Source organism: Hahella sp. CR1, from assembly GCF_029813005.1.
Lineage (GTDB): Bacteria > Pseudomonadota > Gammaproteobacteria > Pseudomonadales > Oleiphilaceae > Hahella.
In genome coordinates, this window is record NZ_JAPELK010000001.1 from 373,806 (window position 1) to 390,679 (window position 16,874).

Below are 16,874 nucleotides of genomic sequence, written 5' to 3' on the forward strand. Positions count from 1 at the left end.
CGAGAGGGAGACCAACATGTGCGGCGTTTGCGGATGCGGCGATGAACACACCAGCCTCAACGGCCGTCCTCTGGCGCCGGCTCACAGCCACGCGCCCGGGGTGAGTCAGACACGCATGGTGCTGATCGAGCAGGACGTCATGAACAAGAACAACCAGTTCGCCATGGCCAATCGCGACAGCCTGGGCGCCCATCAGGTCCTGGCGCTCAATCTGGTGTCCAGCCCCGGCGCCGGCAAAACGACCCTGCTGACCCGCACCATCGCCGAGCTTGAGGACAGGCTTCATATCGCCGTCATCGAAGGCGATCAGCAGACGGAGTTCGACGCCGAACGCATCCGCGCCACCGGCGTTGAAGCCGTACAAATCAACACCGGCAAAGGCTGCCATCTGGACGCTCACATGGTGGGCCACGCCCTGGAGCGACTGCCATTGCCGGATCTTGACCTGCTGTTTATCGAGAACGTCGGCAACCTGGTCTGTCCCGCCGGTTTCGATTTGGGAGAGGCCGCCAAGGTGGCGATTTTGTCGGTCACCGAGGGAGAAGACAAACCGCTCAAGTACCCGGATATTTTCCACGCCTCCCAGCTCATGCTGATCAATAAAATCGATCTGGCGCCCTACGTCGACTTCGATGTGGAAAAGGCGCAGGAGTTTGCGCGGCGGGTCAATCCAGAGATCGAGATCATTCTTCTGTCCGCTAAAACCGGCGCCGGAATGGAGCAGTGGCGACAATGGCTGCAACAGCGTCTGCCCGGGAAATCCTGACTCTCAGCGGCGTGGTGCAGGGCGTTGGTTTCCGCCCTCACGCCCATCGTCTCGCCACCACGCTGGGCGTCGTCGGCAAAGTGTGGAACCAGGGCGGCGATCTGCTGATCGATATTCAGGGATCGCCCAGCCAACTACAGGCCTATAAAACACAACTGTTGGCGCACCAACCCGCGCAAGCGCAGGTGCGCGCCTTGAATGCTCAGCCAGCGCCACCCCTTCCTCATCAGCACGGCTTCGCCATCGCCGCTTCCCAACCCGGCGGCATGCATGGCGCGCTCCCTACTGACCTGCGTCTGTGCGCTCAATGCCTTGCTGAATTATTTGATCCCCAGAACCGTCGCTACCGTTATGCCTTCATGACCTGCGCGGAATGCGGGCCTCGTTACAGCCTGATGCGCCATGCGCCGTTCGATCGCGTCCGCACCAGCATGCGCGCTTTCCAGCAATGCCCGGATTGCCTGCAGGAGTATGGCGATACGACGCATCGTCGCTATCACGCGCAAACCAACAGTTGCGCCGCCTGCGGCCCGGCCTTGCAGTGGCATGACGCCAACGGGAAGCTACAGCATAACGTTGATCCTGTGGCCGAAGCCTGGCGGGCTCTGCGTCAGGGACAAATTATCGCCGTCAAAGGCGTAGGCGGAATCCATCTGGTGTGCGACGCAAGCTCCGCCCAGGCGGTGGCGACCTTACGTCAGCGCAAGCAGCGGCCCCATAAGCCGTTCGCAGTGATGGTTTTGAATCGGGCTTCGTTGGCGGGACTGGCTGACATGGATGACCACACGGAACACCTGCTGCAGAGCCCCGCTGCGCCTATCGCGTTAACGCCCAAAGGCCCAGATTGCGACAGCCGTTTACTTGGTCTCGCGCCGCAATGCGCAGAGGTGGGGATCATGACCCCTTATGCGCCAGCGCACTATCTGCTGTTTCATGAAGCCCTGAACCGTCCTGCGGACGCAGGCTGGCTGGAACAGGCGCACCCTCTGACCCTGGTGGTCACCAGCGCCAACCTCAGCGGCGAGCCGCTAATCATCGACAACGCGCAATGCCTGCGGGATTTGCAGGGGGTCGCTGACGGTTTTCTGCTGCACAACAGAGAAATCCTTGCGCGCAGCGACGATTCCGTCCTGCAGAACTCACAACCCGTCGTTTATGTCAGACGAGGTCGCGGACTGGCGCCCCATATCATTGAACTGGCCCAGGAAGGGCCTTCGGTGCTGGCGTTCGGCGGATTTCTTAAGAATACGCTTTGCCTCAGCCAGGGCGATCGCGCTTATGTTTCGCCTTATATCGGCGATCTGGATCGCGCCGCCGCCTGCCGCGATCTGGATCTCGCCGCGGAACGCTTACTGGAGACCCTGGCCATTCAACCTGATGTGATCGCCTGCGATCTGCACCCCGATTTCTACAGCACCCAGTCCGCCCGCCGTATGAGCCAACAACTGGGCGTTCCGCTGTTGCAGGTGCAGCATCACCACGCCCATTGTCTGGCGACGATGGCGGAGGCGGGATTGCGGGGACCCGTGCTGGGACTAGCGCTGGACGGACTGGGGCTGGGCGACGATGGCGGACTCTGGGGCGGCGAATTATTGCTGGTGGAAGGCGCTGGTTATCAACGACTCGGCGGCCTGCGCCCGCTGCCGCTTCCTGGTGGCGACAGCGCCGTGCGTGAGCCCTGGCGTCTCGGCGGCGCCGTCTTGCTGTCACAGGGCTGTGAGCAGGACGCAGAGCGTCTGTTCGGCGCGTATCCGGGTTATACGGTCCTGCGTCAGATGCTGGCTAAGAACGTCAACTGTCCCCTCACCAGCAGCGCCGGACGGTACTTCGACGCCGCCGCGGCGATCCTCGGCGTACGCCATCACACGGACTACGAAGCCCATGCGGCGATCGCACTGGAAGCCTTATGCCGACAAACACCGCCAACGCCAGAGATACCGCCCTTGTATGAGATTACCTCTCAAGGCGCTCTGGATCTTTATCCTCTGCTGGAGGCTCTGATTGACTGCGCCCCGCACGCCGGCGCGCGTCTGTTCCACGACGTACTGGTGCGCGGACTGCTGGCCTGGGTGGACAACGCACGCGCCATGACGGGTATAGATACCATTGTGCTGGGCGGCGGCTGTTTCCTTAATCGCGTCCTGCGTGAATCGCTCATGGCCGAATTGCGCGCGCGAGGCATGCAGGTTCACGTCCCCCGCCAACTGCCGCCCAACGACAGCGGGATCAGTCTGGGGCAGGTCTGGTATGCTTATCTCAACGCCCATGCGCCCCAAACCCACTCTATTGTTCAGACAGAAACGGACTCCTCCCCATGTGTCTAGCTATACCGGTGCAGGTGGAAAGCCTGCTGGACCACGACGAAGCCCTGGTGGATATCGGCGGCCTGAAAAAACGCATTTCCCTGGCGCTGGTGGAAGACGTATGTGTCGGCGATTACGTCATTCTTCACGTGGGTTACGCGCTCAGTAAAATCGACGAGGATGAAGCATTACGCACCCTCGCGCTTTTTGACGAGATGCAGGCGCTGCAAGAAGAGCTGGGCGCGAATCTGGAGTCCGACGAGGGCGGCCACCAATGAAATACATCGACGAATTCCGTAACGGCGATTACGCCGCCGAAGTGGCGCGCCGCATTCACGCAGAAGCCGATCCGGGACGGCGCTATCGCTTCATGGAGTTTTGCGGCGGCCACACTCACACGTTGTTCCGCTATGGCATACCGGATCTGCTGCCCGCCAATGTAAACATGATTCACGGACCCGGCTGTCCGGTTTGCGTGCTTCCCATGGCGCGCATTGACGCCGCCATCGAGCTGGCCGTGCGTCATCAGGTCATTCTGTGCAGTTACGGAGACATGCTGCGGGTTCCCGGCGCCCATCGCACCAGCCTGTTGAAGGCGAAAGCCCAAGGCGCCGACGTGCGTATGCTGTACTCCCCGGCGGACGCATTGCGCATCGCCCAGGAAAACCCACAACGCCAGGTGGTTTTTTTCGCTATCGGTTTTGAAACCACTACGCCGCCCACCGCTGCAGTGCTGCTGAAAGCGCGCCAGCTGGCGCTGAAGAACTTTTCCGTCTTCTGCAACCATGTCCTGACGCCTCCGGCGATCACCGGCATCCTGGAGCCGGCGCAGCAGGCTGGCGAGCTCATTATTGAGGGGCTGGTCGGCCCCGGCCACGTCAGCGTGATCACCGGCGGCGCAGCTTATGAATCCCTTGCCCGTCGCTACCGCACGCCGATTGTCATCGCCGGCTTCGAGCCGCTCGACGTCCTTCACGCAATCCTTTTGCTGGTGCGCCAATGCAACGAAAGCCGCTATGACGTGGAAAACCAATATTCGAGAGCGGTCACCGCTTGCGGCAACGCCAAGGCCCAATCCATGGTGGCGCAAACCATGACCTTGCGTGACCGTTTCGAATGGCGCGGCCTGGGCTGGATGCCGCACAGCGCCTTGCGGATCAGGCCGGAATTCGCGGATTTCGACGCCGAAGCGCGATTCGAGCTGAGCCCCAGCGACGCCAGAGAAAACAAAGCCTGCGAATGTCCGGCGGTGCTGCGCGGAGCCAAATCGCCAACGGACTGTAAGCTGTTCGCCACCGTATGCACCCCCGACAATCCCATCGGCGCCTGCATGGTGTCTTCCGAAGGCGCTTGCGCCGCCCATTACAGCTACGGACATGCCCGCTGATGAGTCTGGATACCGATTTCGCCCATGACTGCGTGGAAATGATTCACGGCGGCGGCGGACGCGCCATGCGCCGTCTGATTGACGATCTGTTCCTACAAGCCTTCGATAATCCTCTGCTGCGCGCCGGCGATGATCAGGCCTGTTTTCAGGTCGCTCCGGGACGCATGGTCATGACTACCGACAGCCACGTGATCTCCCCTTTGTTCTTCCCCGGCGGCGATATCGGCGCCCTGGCGGTGCATGGTACGGTGAATGACGTTTGCATGTCTGGCGCGACGCCGTTGTATCTGTCCGCCGCCTTCATACTGGAAGAAGGTTTTCCTCTGCGCGATTTGCGCCGCATCGTTTTATCCATGGCCGCCGCCGCCCGGGAGGCGGGCGTCGCCATCGTGACCGGCGACACCAAAGTGGTGGAGCGGGGTAAAGGCGACGGCGTTTTCATCACCACCACCGGCGTCGGACGCCTGCCGGATCAGGTCCATTGCAGCGCGGCGCGGGTGGCGGTGGGGGACAAAATTCTGGTTAACGGTTTCCTTGGCGATCATGGCGTAGCGATTCTGTCTCAGCGGGAAAACCTGACCTTTGAAGCCAATCTGCGCTCCGACAGTCAAAGCCTGCATGATCTGGTGGCGGCGATGGTCGCCGTTGCGCCGGATTTGCATTGCATGCGCGATCCCACCCGCGGCGGTCTGGCGGCGACCCTCAATGAAATATCGCAGCAGGCGAAGGTGGGCATGCGTTTACATGAGAAAGCCATTCCCGTTCGACAGGAAGTGCTCGCCGCCTGTGAGTTCCTGGGATTGGACCCTTTATACGTCGCTAACGAAGGCAAATTAGTCGCATTCTGCGCGCCGGAACGGGCGGACGCCCTGCTTCAGGCGATGTGGTCGCATCCGAAAGGCCGCGACGCCGCCATCATCGGTGAAGTTATCGAGGACGAGCGCCGCCTGGTGCGTCTGCGCACCGGGTTCGGCGGAGAAAGAGTGGTGGACTGGCGCAGCGGCGACCCGCTGCCGCGCATTTGTTAGCGCCCGGCGGCGTCTCGGCGACAAACGCTAGTAGTGCTTCTGCCGCGCTCGCTCCAATGCCGTCTGAGTGCGTTCAATATCCCGCACCACCATAAATTCGGTGAAAATTTTTACTGCTTCGTCCGCCATCGCTTTAGGGGAATCACGATCAAAAAACTGCGAAATGCCTGCAGCGGATTGCAGTAATTCCGCCCCCGTGCGAATGAAGTAATCGTCGCCATGGGTAGCGCGCAGATTAGTGGAAATTTTACCGACCTTATTATTCAAGGCCGCCTGCACGTCCGCCCTGCCGATAAACGCCAGGAACTTCTTCGCCGGTTCTTTATTGACGGAATTCACCGGCAACAGAAAGACATCCGTCGGCGCCTCTTCGTAACGTGGGATGTCAGGATTAATGACCGGGAACGGCGCAAAGCGGAAGTCCGCCGCCAGATCTTCCGGCAATGTGCTGCTGAAAAAGTTACCCATTAACAACATGCCGGCGTGTCCTCGATAAAGTTGAGGCAATGACTGTTTCCAGTCCCATTCCCGATGCAGTTTATGGTCGATAAAACAGTCCTTGTCCAACAGGGTTTTCCAGTGCTCGAACACATCGCGCACGCGCGGGTCCATATAGGAAGCGAGTCCGCCGGTCAGCTCCCGGTGAAAAGCTAGGCCGTTGATGCGCAAGTTGAGGTAATCAAACCAGGCGGCGGCGGTCCAGTGATAATGGGTGCCGATCGTGAAGGGAGCGACGCCGGCTTTGCGCATGTCGCCGCACATTTTCAGCAAGCTATCCCAGTCTTGCGGCGGTTGCAGACCCAGACGGCGAAACAGGGACTGGCGGTAATAAAGTCCCCATTGATAGTAAGAATAAGGAACCGCATAAATACGGCCGCGCCAGGAGACCGTGTCTTTGATCGCTTCGGTATAATCCGCGTCAAAGTTTTGCGCCCGCCACAGATCGTCGATGGGCTCCACAAACCCCTGACGCACATATTGCAGCAGCCGTTCTCCCGCCTGCCAATACAATACGTCTGCAGGCTCGTTCTTGCTCAGCCAGCGCTCAATGCCGCCTTTATAGGCGTCCTCGTCGTAGGCCAGCCAGCGTACGTTGATATCGGGGTTTTCCTTCTCGAACTGCCGGGACAATTCGTTGAACGCCGCCCGCTGATCGCCGCTGAACACCATCAGCGCCACTTTGAGTTCCTGCGCCTGCGCTGCATGAATCTGAATCGACATTCCAAACGCCAGCCACAGGAACGCGAATAACCACCTTCTATCCTTGCCGCCTAACATAGCGCCGTTTCGCCCTCCAGGCGACGCAGTGGATTCGTGCGCCGCTCCGTATTATTTCAGGTAACCGCTAATAGCCTAGACCCTGTCGGCGCATCCAGCCACCCGACGCCTTACGCCATCACCCGCACCGGTCCACGGTCATGCGGTCCGTTCAACACGCACTCCGGCCCCACAGGAACGATGCGCGTGGGGTTGATGGTGATGTGGCTGTAGTAGTAATGGCGCTTGATATGCGCCAGATTGACGGTCTCCGCCACTTGCTCATGCTGATACAGCTGACGCATGTACTGGCTGAGATTGGGGAAGTCGGCGATCCGCCGCAGGTTGCATTTGAAATGACCGTAGTAAACGGTGTCGAAACGGATCAGCGTAGTGAATAAACGCCAGTCCGCCTCCGTCAAAAACTCCCCCGCCAGGAAAGGTTGCCGCGCCAGAATCTCCTCCACTCTGTCGAGGGCGGCGAAGAGTCCGCTGAACGCATCTTCGTAGGCTTCCTGGGTGGTAGCGAAGCCGCAGCGGTACACGCCGTTGTTGATCTGGGCGTACACCCACTCGTTCACAGCGTCGATACGCTCACGCAGCTGTTCGGGGTAAAAGTCGGCGTGATTGCCGGTCAGATCGTTAAAGGCGTCATTGAACATGCGGATGATCTCCGCAGACTCGTTATTGACGATCGTCTGCGACTGCTTGTCCCATAACACCGGCACGGTGACGCGGCCGCTGTATTGCGCATGCGCCTTCAGGTAAAGCTGATACATGAAATCAACGCCGTACAGGTGATCCGGCAGCCCTTTGGCGGCGTCAAATTCCCACCCGTTGTCCATCATGTCCGGAGATACGACGGAAACGCTGATATGCGGCTCCAGTCCTTTCAACTTGCGGAAAATCAGCGTGCGATGAGCCCAGGGGCAGGCCAGACTGACATACAGATGATAACGACCCGACTCCGCCGGAAATTCATCGTCCGCCGCCGCGCTGACGCGACGACGAAAGCGGGACGCCTCACGCTCGAACCTGCCTCCGCTCTTGGCCGTGTCGTACCATTGATCACGCCAGACTCCGTCGACCAGCAACCCCATAATCCCCTTCCTCCAATAAACCTGTCAAAAACTCACCTTAGAAGCTATGCCATTGAATAAAAAGCTTAAAAATTGCGTTAAAAGGTTCGAATAAAGGGAAAGGAGCTAAGCGTGGACAGCGGCTTCAACCGCCACTTTTACGGAATGCGTCCGGACTGACGCCGAAACGCTGACGGAACATTTTGCAGAGATGACTGACATCCTGCGCGCCGATTTCATCCGCCAGCACAGCCAGGCTGTGATGAGAATTCAGCAGACGCCAACGCACATGTTGCAGGCGCATTTCCCGCCAATAAGCCCGCGCCGTACAGTCGAACTCGGTCATAAAAAGGCGATCCAGTTGACGACGGCTGACCCCGATGGCGGCGGCGATAGCGTCCACGTTGAAGGCGTCTCCCAGCCACTGGCGCATCAGGCTGGTCGCGCGCCCGACGCTGCGACCGAGTCCGCTCTCTCGGGACAGCGATCTCAGCGGATGGGTTTCGCTGCGCGCCTCATCCACCAGCATATCCGCCAGGCCTTTCAGGGCCCGGGTTCTCCCGCAATGACGCGCCAACAACTCCACCGCCAGATCCACCGCGGCGACGCCTCCCGCACAGCTAATGCGCTTGCCGTCGAAGCAATACAACTGCCCGGTGCGGACTTCAATACGGGGAAAAGCGACCTGGAATTCCTGCACATGGCGCCAGTGCATCGCCACTTTGGCGCCTTGCAACAAACCTGCGGCGGCCAGCAGGAAACAGGCGTTGTCGATACTGACCAGCGACAATCCCTGTGCAGCGGCCTTGCGCAGCAGAGGTCCGTATTCACCGGCAAGCTCCATGCTGCGACGGGCGGTGCGGCCGCCGAACACCACCAGATAGTCAAAGTCGGTGAGCCGCGTCTGCGCCGCTGTTTCCTGCACTTCAATGGCGACGCCGCTGCTGGAAACGATCGAGCCCGGCTCCAGGCCCAGCACACGCCAGGCGCAATAACGCTGCGCGCTGTAATCCTCTTCATCAGCGCTGAAACGCAGCTTGTCCAGAAATCCACCGAAAGGCAGCATGGTGAACTCCGGCAGCGGCAGCAAAAGAAAACGTACGTCCGGGACGGAGGGTGCAGGTTGAGTCATATTCAGGCGCGGAGTTTCCTTGAGTCCTAATGACCAAAATCTACCTTAATACGTCCAATAATTACCATTGAAATCCGCCCTTGCGCCTTAGACTGCTCACATCACCTATTCACCAAGGCGTTAGCAATGACTCTGCAAACCTGGCTTCTGTTTCTGGCCGCCACCGCCGGCCTGTCCTGCTCACCCGGCCCTAACGGTCTGCTCGCGTTGACCCATGGAGCCCTTTATGGACGCGTCCGCGCCGTCTTTACCATTGTCGGCGGCGTGCTGGGATTTCTACTACTGATGCTGTTGTCCATGTTCGGCGTCGGCGCCTTATTGCAGTCCTCGGAGACGGCTCTGACCGTGCTGCAATGGCTGGGTGGGGCTTATTTGATCGGATTGGGGATACAGCAATGGCGCGCGCCGGGGCTGCATTTGCAGTTACAGGACGAAGCCGCCCGCAAGAACAATGCGCGCCTGTTTCGTCAGGGCGCGCTGGCCGCGCTGTCCAACCCCAAGGTGCTGATTTTCTTCGCCGCCTTTTTGCCGCAGTTTGTCGATCCGCAGCAGGGGTTGCCTGGCCAGTTCGCCATCATGGCGCTGACCTTCGCCCTGATCGAATTTACGGTCGAGGTGCTGCTGGCGCAGGCTGCGCACCGTATCGGGCCGAAGCTGGAGAAACATGGCAAGCGCTTCAATCAGATTTGCGGCGGCCTCTTTATTCTCATTGGTCTCGCCTTGCCGCTCTCTCGCTGAAGCGGCATAAAAAAGGGCGCTCCGCTCAGCGGGCGCCCCTTTGACGACGGGTATTGGCGAGTAAGATCACTCGCCTTTACCGATCTCCCGGTCATAAGCCAGACGCTTGGCGGCGTCCAGGGTCAACATCTGCATAAAGGCGGTGACTTCCGTATCGGAGCCCTGTGGAGCGCCAGCGCCGGCTCCGCCGCCAAAGACGTTGGTCGGCACGGAACGGCGAGCGAACGCGTCCGCCCACAGCTTGTGAATTTCGATTTCCGCATCCAGTTTTTGCGCCAACGCGTTATCCGCTTTCAGGATCACTTCTTTCTGGTAGGCTTCCGCTTCCGCCAGAGTGCGCTTGGTTTCCGCCTCAATGCGGGCTTTTTCCAGATTGATCTCGGCGGTTTCTTTCTCGATGCGGGCCTGCTCTTTCATCTTGGTCGCAGAGGTCACCGCCAGCTGCTTATCGGTTTCCGCTTCAGTGGTTTTCTGAATCTGATCCACCTTGGCTTTGGCCTGACGCTCCGCCACTTCGCGCTCACCGCGGGCGATCGCCAACAGGCGCTGTTCTTCTTCCTGAATCCGCTGCTCACGGGCAATAGCGCGGTCCGCGCTGGCTTTCTGCTTCAATTGCATACGCTCGACAAAGCGGTTGTTGGGCGTCATGTCGGTGATGCGCGCATCCACCACGCTGATGCCAAACTGGGTGAACTTCTGGTCCTTGCGCCGAGGGGTTCCGTTGGCGTCCGTGACTTTGCGCACAACGAACACCGCTTTGGCTTCGTCGCCATATTCTTCCTGAGAGGCTCCCATCGAAGCGTTGGCGGAACCGGAAATTTTACGCTGCGAGCTGATCAGCATTTCTTCGCGTTTAACGATGTAAATGCCGTTGGACATCTGGTTTTCAAATTCCGTGTTGAACTCGGTGCGTCCGCCGCTGTAGTAATCCTCTGCGCTCATCAGCGACGCCGTGGCCTGCAGGGTTTCCTTGAACGCCGGAATCAACGCCGTCCGCAACAGGTTGGCGGGAGTACGGTATTCATGGGCCAGGCGGGTGAAGCCTTCCTGATCGGTGGGAATGCTGAAGCGCACGGTGGCTTCCGCCGCAGCGTCCACCTGATCCAAGAACATGATTTTCAGCGGCGGCAGCGCGGCGCTGGTTTCTGAGTTTTCCACTTCGACGTAGGAAACGGTGCTGTCGCCGCCTTTCACCGCTTGCACGGTCAGGGCGCGTTTCCAGGCGTTCCAGCGTCCCCACAGGTAAAACTGATAGCCCACGTCAGACACCACGTGCTCATCGCCTAAGATGGTTCTCACGTGATACACATAGCCGGGCTCGGCGTAAAAAATACTGTTCCAGGTAACGACAACAGTCAGGACAATGCCAGTCAGAACGGATATCAATCCAATTGATAAATTGCGCATGGGGATTCCACAAGGTAGGTAAAAAAACCGGCGTATCTTAGAGAAAAATTAATTTTTGGTAAATAACGCCGATCATTGGGTTTATGACCGTCTTCACACTCCCGCCGCAAGCCGACGAATATGGAAAAACTTAGGAAATCACGCCCTCAGAGCGCCACTGAGCTTAACGGCGCCGGGAAAAGCCGCTAGATTATCTGGTGAAGCGACCTATCCCGACCAAGCCAACCGGAAACCGACGTGCGCATTCAATCCAAACTTATTCTGGCGCTGTTGATCGCCACCACGGCCATGTTCGCCGCCATGTATTCGCTAATGCAGTGGAGCTTCGACCGCGGTTTCCTGGATTACGTGAATCGTCGCGATCTGCAGCGGCAGGAGACGCTGATCAACAATCTCCAGCGTTTCTATCGACAAACCGGCAGCTGGGAGCCCCTGCGCCGCGATCATAATCTGTGGCGGCGGCTGTTAGAGGCGGAAGACGACGACCAGCAACCCTGGCGACCGCCTCGTCGCAACGAGGATGATCGCCCCGACCGCCCGCACCCGCCGCGTCCGCCGACCTTGCTGGACGCAGACAAGCAGGTAGTGACGGGCCGCTTCCGCAGTGATTTCATCATGGCGCCAATCAAGCTGGGCGATCAGACCGTCGGCTGGCTGGCGCTGCCCCCGCGCGTGCGAGTGACGGAGCAAAATGATCTGGCGTTCAGTCAGAGTCAGGATAAGGCGTTCCTAGTTATCAGTACGCTGATGGTGGCTATCGCCCTGCTTATCGCCTTGCCCCTGGCGCGTCAGTTCGTCACCCCCATTAAACGCCTCGCCGTCGCCACACGACAGCTGGCCCAGGGCGCTTATGACGTGGAGCTGAAAGTCTCGGGCAAAGACGAGCTGGGACAACTGGCGCGGGATTTCCATCAACTGGCGCAAACGCTTCAGTCCAATGAAACCGCGCGGCGACGCTGGATTGCGGATATTTCCCACGAGCTGCGCACGCCGCTGGCCATCGCCAAGGGCGAGCTGGAGGCGCTGGTGGACGGCGTTCGCCCCACCAACCGCGACAATCTGCTGTCCATCCAACAGGAAATCGAACACCTGCAAAAACTGATTAACGACCTGTACGAGTTGACCAACGCCGAAGTGGGCGCTCTGCGCTATCAAAAAGACGAAGAGGACCTGCGTCTGATTCTGCAGCACGCACTGGACAGGCATCACGCCAATTTCACCGCCGCCGGCTTTCAACTGATCCACGATCTGGCCCCCAGCCCCGCCATGGTGTGGGCGGACGCCACGCGATTAAGCCAGTTGCTGGATAATCTGTTCAGCAATACCTGCAAATACGCCGACCCCGGCGCCCAGGTGCGCGTCTCTCTCAATATCGAGAATGATCAAGTGCGGCTGCGCATCGAGGACTCCGGTCCCGGCGCGCCGGACGAAGCCCTGCCCAAGCTGTTCGACCATCTTTACCGGGTGGAGAACTCGCGCAACCGCAACACCGGCGGCTCCGGTCTGGGACTGGCGATTTGCCGCAAAATCGTCGAAGCTCATGAAGGCGATATCAGCGCCTCGCGATCACCACTCGGCGGACTGGCCATCGACGTGGCTTTGCCGGCTTATCACGAGTGACGCCGGCCGACCTTATCTGAATACAGCGGAGACAACGCACATGCCTCAGAACCGTATACTCATCGTGGAAGATGAGCCAAAGCTCGCCAGTCTGCTGAAGGACTATCTGCAACAGGAAGGCTACCAATGCGACATCATTGGCGATGGACAGCAGGCGTTGGAAAAAATCCGCGCTGGCGCGCCTGACCTGATTCTGCTTGATCTCATGCTGCCAGGTCTGGACGGCTTGTCCGTGTGTAGGGAAGCGCGTCGCTTCACCGATACGCCCATCATCATGGTGACCGCCCGGGTGGAGGAAATCGATCGTCTGCTTGGGCTGGAGCTGGGCGCGGACGACTACGTCTGCAAACCCTTCAGCCCGCGTGAGGTAGTGGCCCGGGTCAAGGCCATCCTGCGGCGCGTGCGCGGTGCGCCTGCGGGAGAAGAACAGGCCCTGGCGCTGGACCCGTCCCGTTACCGAGCGGTCCTGCGGGGCAAGCCGCTGGAGTTGACCGCCATAGAGTTTCAATTGCTGAAAATGCTGGCGGATGAGCCCGGCCGTATCTTCTCCCGCAACCAGCTCATGGACGGCATCTATCAGGATCACCGCATCGTCAGCGATCGCACGGTGGACAGCCACATCAAAAAGCTGCGCAAGAAAATCGCCGAGCTTTCTCCCGACCATGACTACATCCATTCCGTCTATGGTCTGGGCTATAAATACGAAGGATGACAGCGCTGTAATCCCTGTTCCTTAATGCCTCCACAATTCCTGCACATTTCGGGCTTAGATTGATAATCACACAAAGCCAAACAGGAAATTGAGGAAAAAGGTTATGAAAAAATTCGCTGCATTCACCCTGACATGTTTAATCGCCGCCAGCGGATTCGCACTGGCCAAGGGCGGCCCCCATCAAGGCCCGAACATTGACCGTCTGGCGGAAGAGCTGGCGCTGACGGATGACCAGAAAACGCAGTTCGAAACCATTATGGAAGAGAGCCGCGAGCAACGTCACACCCTGATGGAGCAATACAAACCGCAACGTGAAGAAATGCACACGGCGATGGAAAATCTGCGCACGCAAACCGACGCCAAACTGGGCGCCGTACTGAACGCGGAGCAGATGGAAAAACTGAAAGAAATGCATGAGGCGCGCGGCAAGCACAAAGAACGTCGCCCTCATCCTGAGAACTGCGATAAAGGCGACGACGAAGAGGTATAACACCGCTTCCGTTGCAGGCTCCCCTTCTTCGCCGGCCGCCCCAAGGGCGCGCCGGCTTTTTTACGTCTGCGCCATGCTTAGTCCAGTTTGATGGAGCGCAGGTGCGCAGCGCGCACGCGAGCGGTCTCCATGGGATCAAGTCGCTCTTCCAGATGCGCTTTCAAGCGCTGCCCGGCGACAAGCGTGGCGTCTTCGTTGTTGATGATAGGCATGGGGTAATCCTGTCCGATCACACAACCGGACATGATCTGTTCCGCATGAGGCATCTTCCAGGGCGCATGCAGATACGCGTCGCTCACTTCCCGTAACGCCGAACATTCCGCCCGGATAAATTTGCCGGCGGGATCGAGTCGGTGGGATTCAGTGACCGGGTTGTAAATCTTCTGCTCAAACATCCCCGTGGTGCCGGCGAACTGCTGCGTCAGCGGAAAATGCACCGCGGGGTCATAGTCGATAGACAGCCGCGCCAGATGCAACGCCGGTTCACGCCAGTGCAGCCAGAGCTGATTGGCGGCGAAGGACATCAACAGCCCACGCAACTGATAGTTGATCCAGCCGTACTGAATCAGCGCCTTCATGGCGGCGTCGATAAGAGGAAAGCCGGTCTCGCCGTTCTTCCAGGCGTCGAACTTGGCTTCTTCGAACTGATGCTCACGCAACCCGTTGAAGCTTTTATGCAGATTGAGCGACTCCATGCCCGGCTCATCCTCCATCTGCTGCATGTAATGGCTGCGCAGGTACAAACGGGACAGAAACTCGTTTATGGACTTCACCCAGTCCGCGGAGCGGCGGGAATGATAGGTCTGCAACGCGCGTCGGGATTGCTGCACCGTCTCGCGTAAGCTAATGACGCCGTGAGCCAGATAAGGACTCAGGCGCGAACCGCCGTCAAAGGCCGTGGCGGGATAGTGAGTGTCACGGAAGTAGTTTTGCCCACGCGCCTGCAGGAAACTCTTCAGCTCCTGAGCGGCGGCGGCGCGTCCACCCGCCTGACGCAACACGCAGGGGGTAGGGTCGGCGCCGATAGTCTCTGGCCAGACTTCCGGCTTGAGCGGCGACGTGCCCACCATCGGCAGGGTTTTGGGGCTAGGATAACGGGGCTGCGCCATGAAATCCTTCCAGGCGGTCTGCCAACGCTCTGCGCCGGTGGCTCGCCGCAGCACGCCGCAGACAGGCCATTCCCGCCACAGCACGCCGTTGCGACGACACCATTCCCGCACAATCTGATTGCGCCGGTTACACCATTGCACACCGGTTTCCTGGTGGGAGTACAGCTCAAAGACGCCGAAGCGGCTTTTCAGGTATTCCAGCACGTTGATCATGCTGTCATGCATGAACCACAGGGGTTGCCCCAGCTTGCTCAACGTCTGGTCAAGCTCCAGCAGCGTTTCCCGCACAAATCCCCAACGCCGTTCGCCAGCGTCAGGCTGCGCCCAATACTCCGGCTCCGCCACATACAGCGGCGCCACCGGACCTTGTCGGGCGGCGTGATAAAGCGGCCCATGATCGGTGACCCTGAGGTCACGTTTAAACCAGACAACCCTTACTGTCACTGACTCCACACCTGATCAGACTCACACCATCAAAACGCTTAGACTCCCCGTTATACTGTCCCGACCCGCTATCCGTTTTATGCGCGGGCCGGAGTGTTCCTTCGCCTTACGCAGTCTTTCTACCGCGTTTAAGCGTTCACAGCCAAATAAATAGTTGTAATTTAAGTGTCGGCAATGACGCCTAAAGTTGCAACAAATTGCCGATTTTGCGATGCGGTAGCGGTTCTTCGCCGCATACCTTGGCGATCTGATCTCCCGGACGCACCAGCCGACGGTGAGTGCGCGCCATCAGATAACCCGCCGTGCGCGCGCGCACTGGCGTCCGTTGATTCGGCTCGCCGCCATCCAGACTAACGATCTCAGCGAAGACATCACCCTGCTCCAACCAGGCGTCCAACGGCTTCTGGAACACCAGCAAACCGGCGGCTTCCGCTTTCATGGAATCCACGGACTCCAATGGGCTGACATGAATGTCGTCCAGTTGCGGAACCTGCGCGTCGCCCCGAATCAGATTTTCACTGACCAGATAATTGAACAGATTGGCGGCGTCGACGGCGGCCAGTTCATCGGAGACGTCGTATTGACCGCGATACTCCACCGTCACCGCCAGCTTCGGCATTTCCATGGGATTATCGGGAAAATCCTTCTGCAGCCAGTGCCAGGGTTGCAGGTGAGAGCCGTCAAAGGCGACGACCCCGTCCAGGTCCTCCGTCAACAGATAACGGGCGCCAATATGGCGACACAGGTCCTGCGCTTTCTCCGCCTGACGTTTGACGGAATACACATGGGCGCTGGAGTGATCGTCGCAATGCAGGTCGAAGACGTAGTCCGCGTCGATGGACAACGCCAGCAGGGTTTTCTTCAATGCGGTGGTTTCATCTTCCGCCAGCTCCGCCGCCACGGCGGCGCGCAAGGCCTCGCGCACCAGTTCGTTGTTGGTTTCCAGATCAGAGCCGAGTCGACCTTCCACACTGTCGCGAGCGTCCAGATACAGGTCCGCAAAGTTGCGGTTGAAATTGCCGGTGCCGGTCAGGTCGAAACGCCCCGCCACATAGCCGAATACATTCTGAGACAGTCCAACGGGATTGGCGTAAGGGACCACGATGATTTCACCCTGAATCGCGTTCTGGCGCTCCGCCTCCTGCAATAAGGTCAGCAGATGCTGCAGCACCAGCAGACCCGGCCACTCATCCGCATGCAGACCGGCTTGAAAATACACTTTCGGGCGCGCATCCGCTTGTCCCAGCCGATGGACAAGCAATTCCCGACGGGTGCCGGGGGACGGGCTCATCAATTGAATACGCTCGGTTCGCATCATTCACCTCTGAATAAATTCCATGCCTTCAATAGCGCAGTCGTCAAGTGCGCACTATAGCATTAAAGTAATAGCTAAACGCGATGC

15 protein-coding genes are annotated in these 16,874 nt (G+C 59.1%); 9 read left to right on the forward strand and 6 right to left on the reverse strand.

The genetic code is table 11. The features are described from left to right. Positions 1-16 precede the first annotated feature (16 nt). Genes hypB through hypE form a run of 5 tightly spaced genes read left to right on the forward strand, consistent with a single transcriptional unit; the run spans position 17 to position 5,484 of the window. Positions 17-766, forward strand: a complete 750-nt coding sequence (gene hypB, locus ONV78_RS01655; protein WP_279500555.1) for a hydrogenase nickel incorporation protein HypB — start codon at positions 17-19, stop codon at positions 764-766. Beyond that, positions 733-3,090, forward strand: coding sequence for a carbamoyltransferase HypF (gene hypF, locus ONV78_RS01660; protein WP_279500557.1), 2,358 nt, complete (start codon positions 733-735; stop codon positions 3,088-3,090). Before hypB ends, hypF begins: the two co-directional genes overlap by 34 nt. Continuing rightward, positions 3,081-3,347, forward strand: coding sequence for a HypC/HybG/HupF family hydrogenase formation chaperone (locus ONV78_RS01665; RefSeq protein ID WP_279500559.1), 267 nt, complete (start codon positions 3,081-3,083; stop codon positions 3,345-3,347). The genes hypF and ONV78_RS01665 overlap by 10 nt, the downstream gene beginning before the upstream one ends. Continuing rightward, positions 3,344-4,456, forward strand: coding sequence for a hydrogenase formation protein HypD (gene hypD, locus ONV78_RS01670; RefSeq protein WP_279500561.1), 1,113 nt, complete (start codon positions 3,344-3,346; stop codon positions 4,454-4,456). Before ONV78_RS01665 ends, hypD begins: the two co-directional genes overlap by 4 nt. Further along, positions 4,456-5,484: a hydrogenase expression/formation protein HypE gene (gene hypE / locus ONV78_RS01675; RefSeq protein WP_279500563.1), complete on the forward strand. Its 1,029-nt coding sequence runs from the start codon at positions 4,456-4,458 to the stop codon at positions 5,482-5,484. The genes hypD and hypE overlap by 1 nt, the downstream gene beginning before the upstream one ends. Positions 5,485-5,511: 27 nt before the next feature. Here hypE and ONV78_RS01680 read toward each other — a convergent pair whose 3' ends face one another. From ONV78_RS01680 to ONV78_RS01690, 3 genes are all read right to left on the reverse strand, one after another. Further along, positions 5,512-6,705, reverse strand: a complete 1,194-nt coding sequence (locus ONV78_RS01680; protein WP_279500565.1) for an ABC transporter substrate-binding protein — start codon at positions 6,703-6,705, stop codon at positions 5,512-5,514. Between the two features lie 167 nt (positions 6,706-6,872). Continuing rightward, the gene (locus ONV78_RS01685) at positions 6,873-7,841 is read right to left on the reverse strand and encodes a glutathione S-transferase family protein (RefSeq protein ID WP_279500566.1); all 969 of its coding nucleotides are present in this window, start codon (positions 7,839-7,841) and stop codon (positions 6,873-6,875) included. A gap of 124 nt (positions 7,842-7,965) precedes the next feature. After that, positions 7,966-8,952 (reverse strand): helix-turn-helix domain-containing protein, encoded by a 987-nt coding sequence (locus ONV78_RS01690; protein ID WP_279500568.1) that lies wholly within the window; start codon positions 8,950-8,952, stop codon positions 7,966-7,968. Positions 8,953-9,078: 126 nt separating this feature from the next. Between ONV78_RS01690 and ONV78_RS01695 the strand changes: the two genes are divergently transcribed. Beyond that, complete coding sequence (locus tag ONV78_RS01695; RefSeq protein ID WP_279500569.1) at positions 9,079-9,690, forward strand: LysE family translocator; 612 nt, start codon at positions 9,079-9,081, stop codon at positions 9,688-9,690. Positions 9,691-9,756: 66 nt separating this feature from the next. Here ONV78_RS01695 and ONV78_RS01700 read toward each other — a convergent pair whose 3' ends face one another. Further along, positions 9,757-11,097 carry an SPFH domain-containing protein gene (locus tag ONV78_RS01700; protein ID WP_279500571.1) on the reverse strand — a complete coding sequence of 447 codons (1,341 nt, stop codon included), beginning with the start codon at positions 11,095-11,097 and terminating at the stop codon, positions 9,757-9,759. 237 nt (positions 11,098-11,334) lie between these two features. Here ONV78_RS01700 and ONV78_RS01705 point away from each other — a divergent pair, with 237 nt between their 5' ends. The 3 genes from ONV78_RS01705 to ONV78_RS01715 all read left to right on the forward strand — a co-directional run bounded on the left by ONV78_RS01705 (position 11,335) and on the right by ONV78_RS01715 (position 13,919). Beyond that, positions 11,335-12,717, forward strand: coding sequence for an ATP-binding protein (locus ONV78_RS01705; protein ID WP_279500572.1), 1,383 nt, complete (start codon positions 11,335-11,337; stop codon positions 12,715-12,717). Positions 12,718-12,757: 40 nt separating this feature from the next. Further along, the gene (locus ONV78_RS01710) at positions 12,758-13,429 is read left to right on the forward strand and encodes a response regulator (protein ID WP_279500574.1); all 672 of its coding nucleotides are present in this window, start codon (positions 12,758-12,760) and stop codon (positions 13,427-13,429) included. Positions 13,430-13,532: 103 nt separating this feature from the next. After that, positions 13,533-13,919, forward strand: coding sequence for a Spy/CpxP family protein refolding chaperone (locus tag ONV78_RS01715; protein WP_279500576.1), 387 nt, complete (start codon positions 13,533-13,535; stop codon positions 13,917-13,919). 77 nt (positions 13,920-13,996) lie between these two features. Here the strand turns inward: ONV78_RS01715 and ONV78_RS01720 are convergent, their stop codons facing one another. Continuing rightward, positions 13,997-15,472 (reverse strand): FAD-binding domain-containing protein, encoded by a 1,476-nt coding sequence (locus ONV78_RS01720; protein ID WP_279500578.1) that lies wholly within the window; start codon positions 15,470-15,472, stop codon positions 13,997-13,999. Positions 15,473-15,653: 181 nt separating this feature from the next. Further along, entirely contained in the window at positions 15,654-16,790 is a 1,137-nt protein-coding gene (locus tag ONV78_RS01725; RefSeq protein ID WP_279500580.1) for a M14 family metallopeptidase, read from the reverse strand. Between the last annotated feature and the right edge of the window lie 84 nt (positions 16,791-16,874).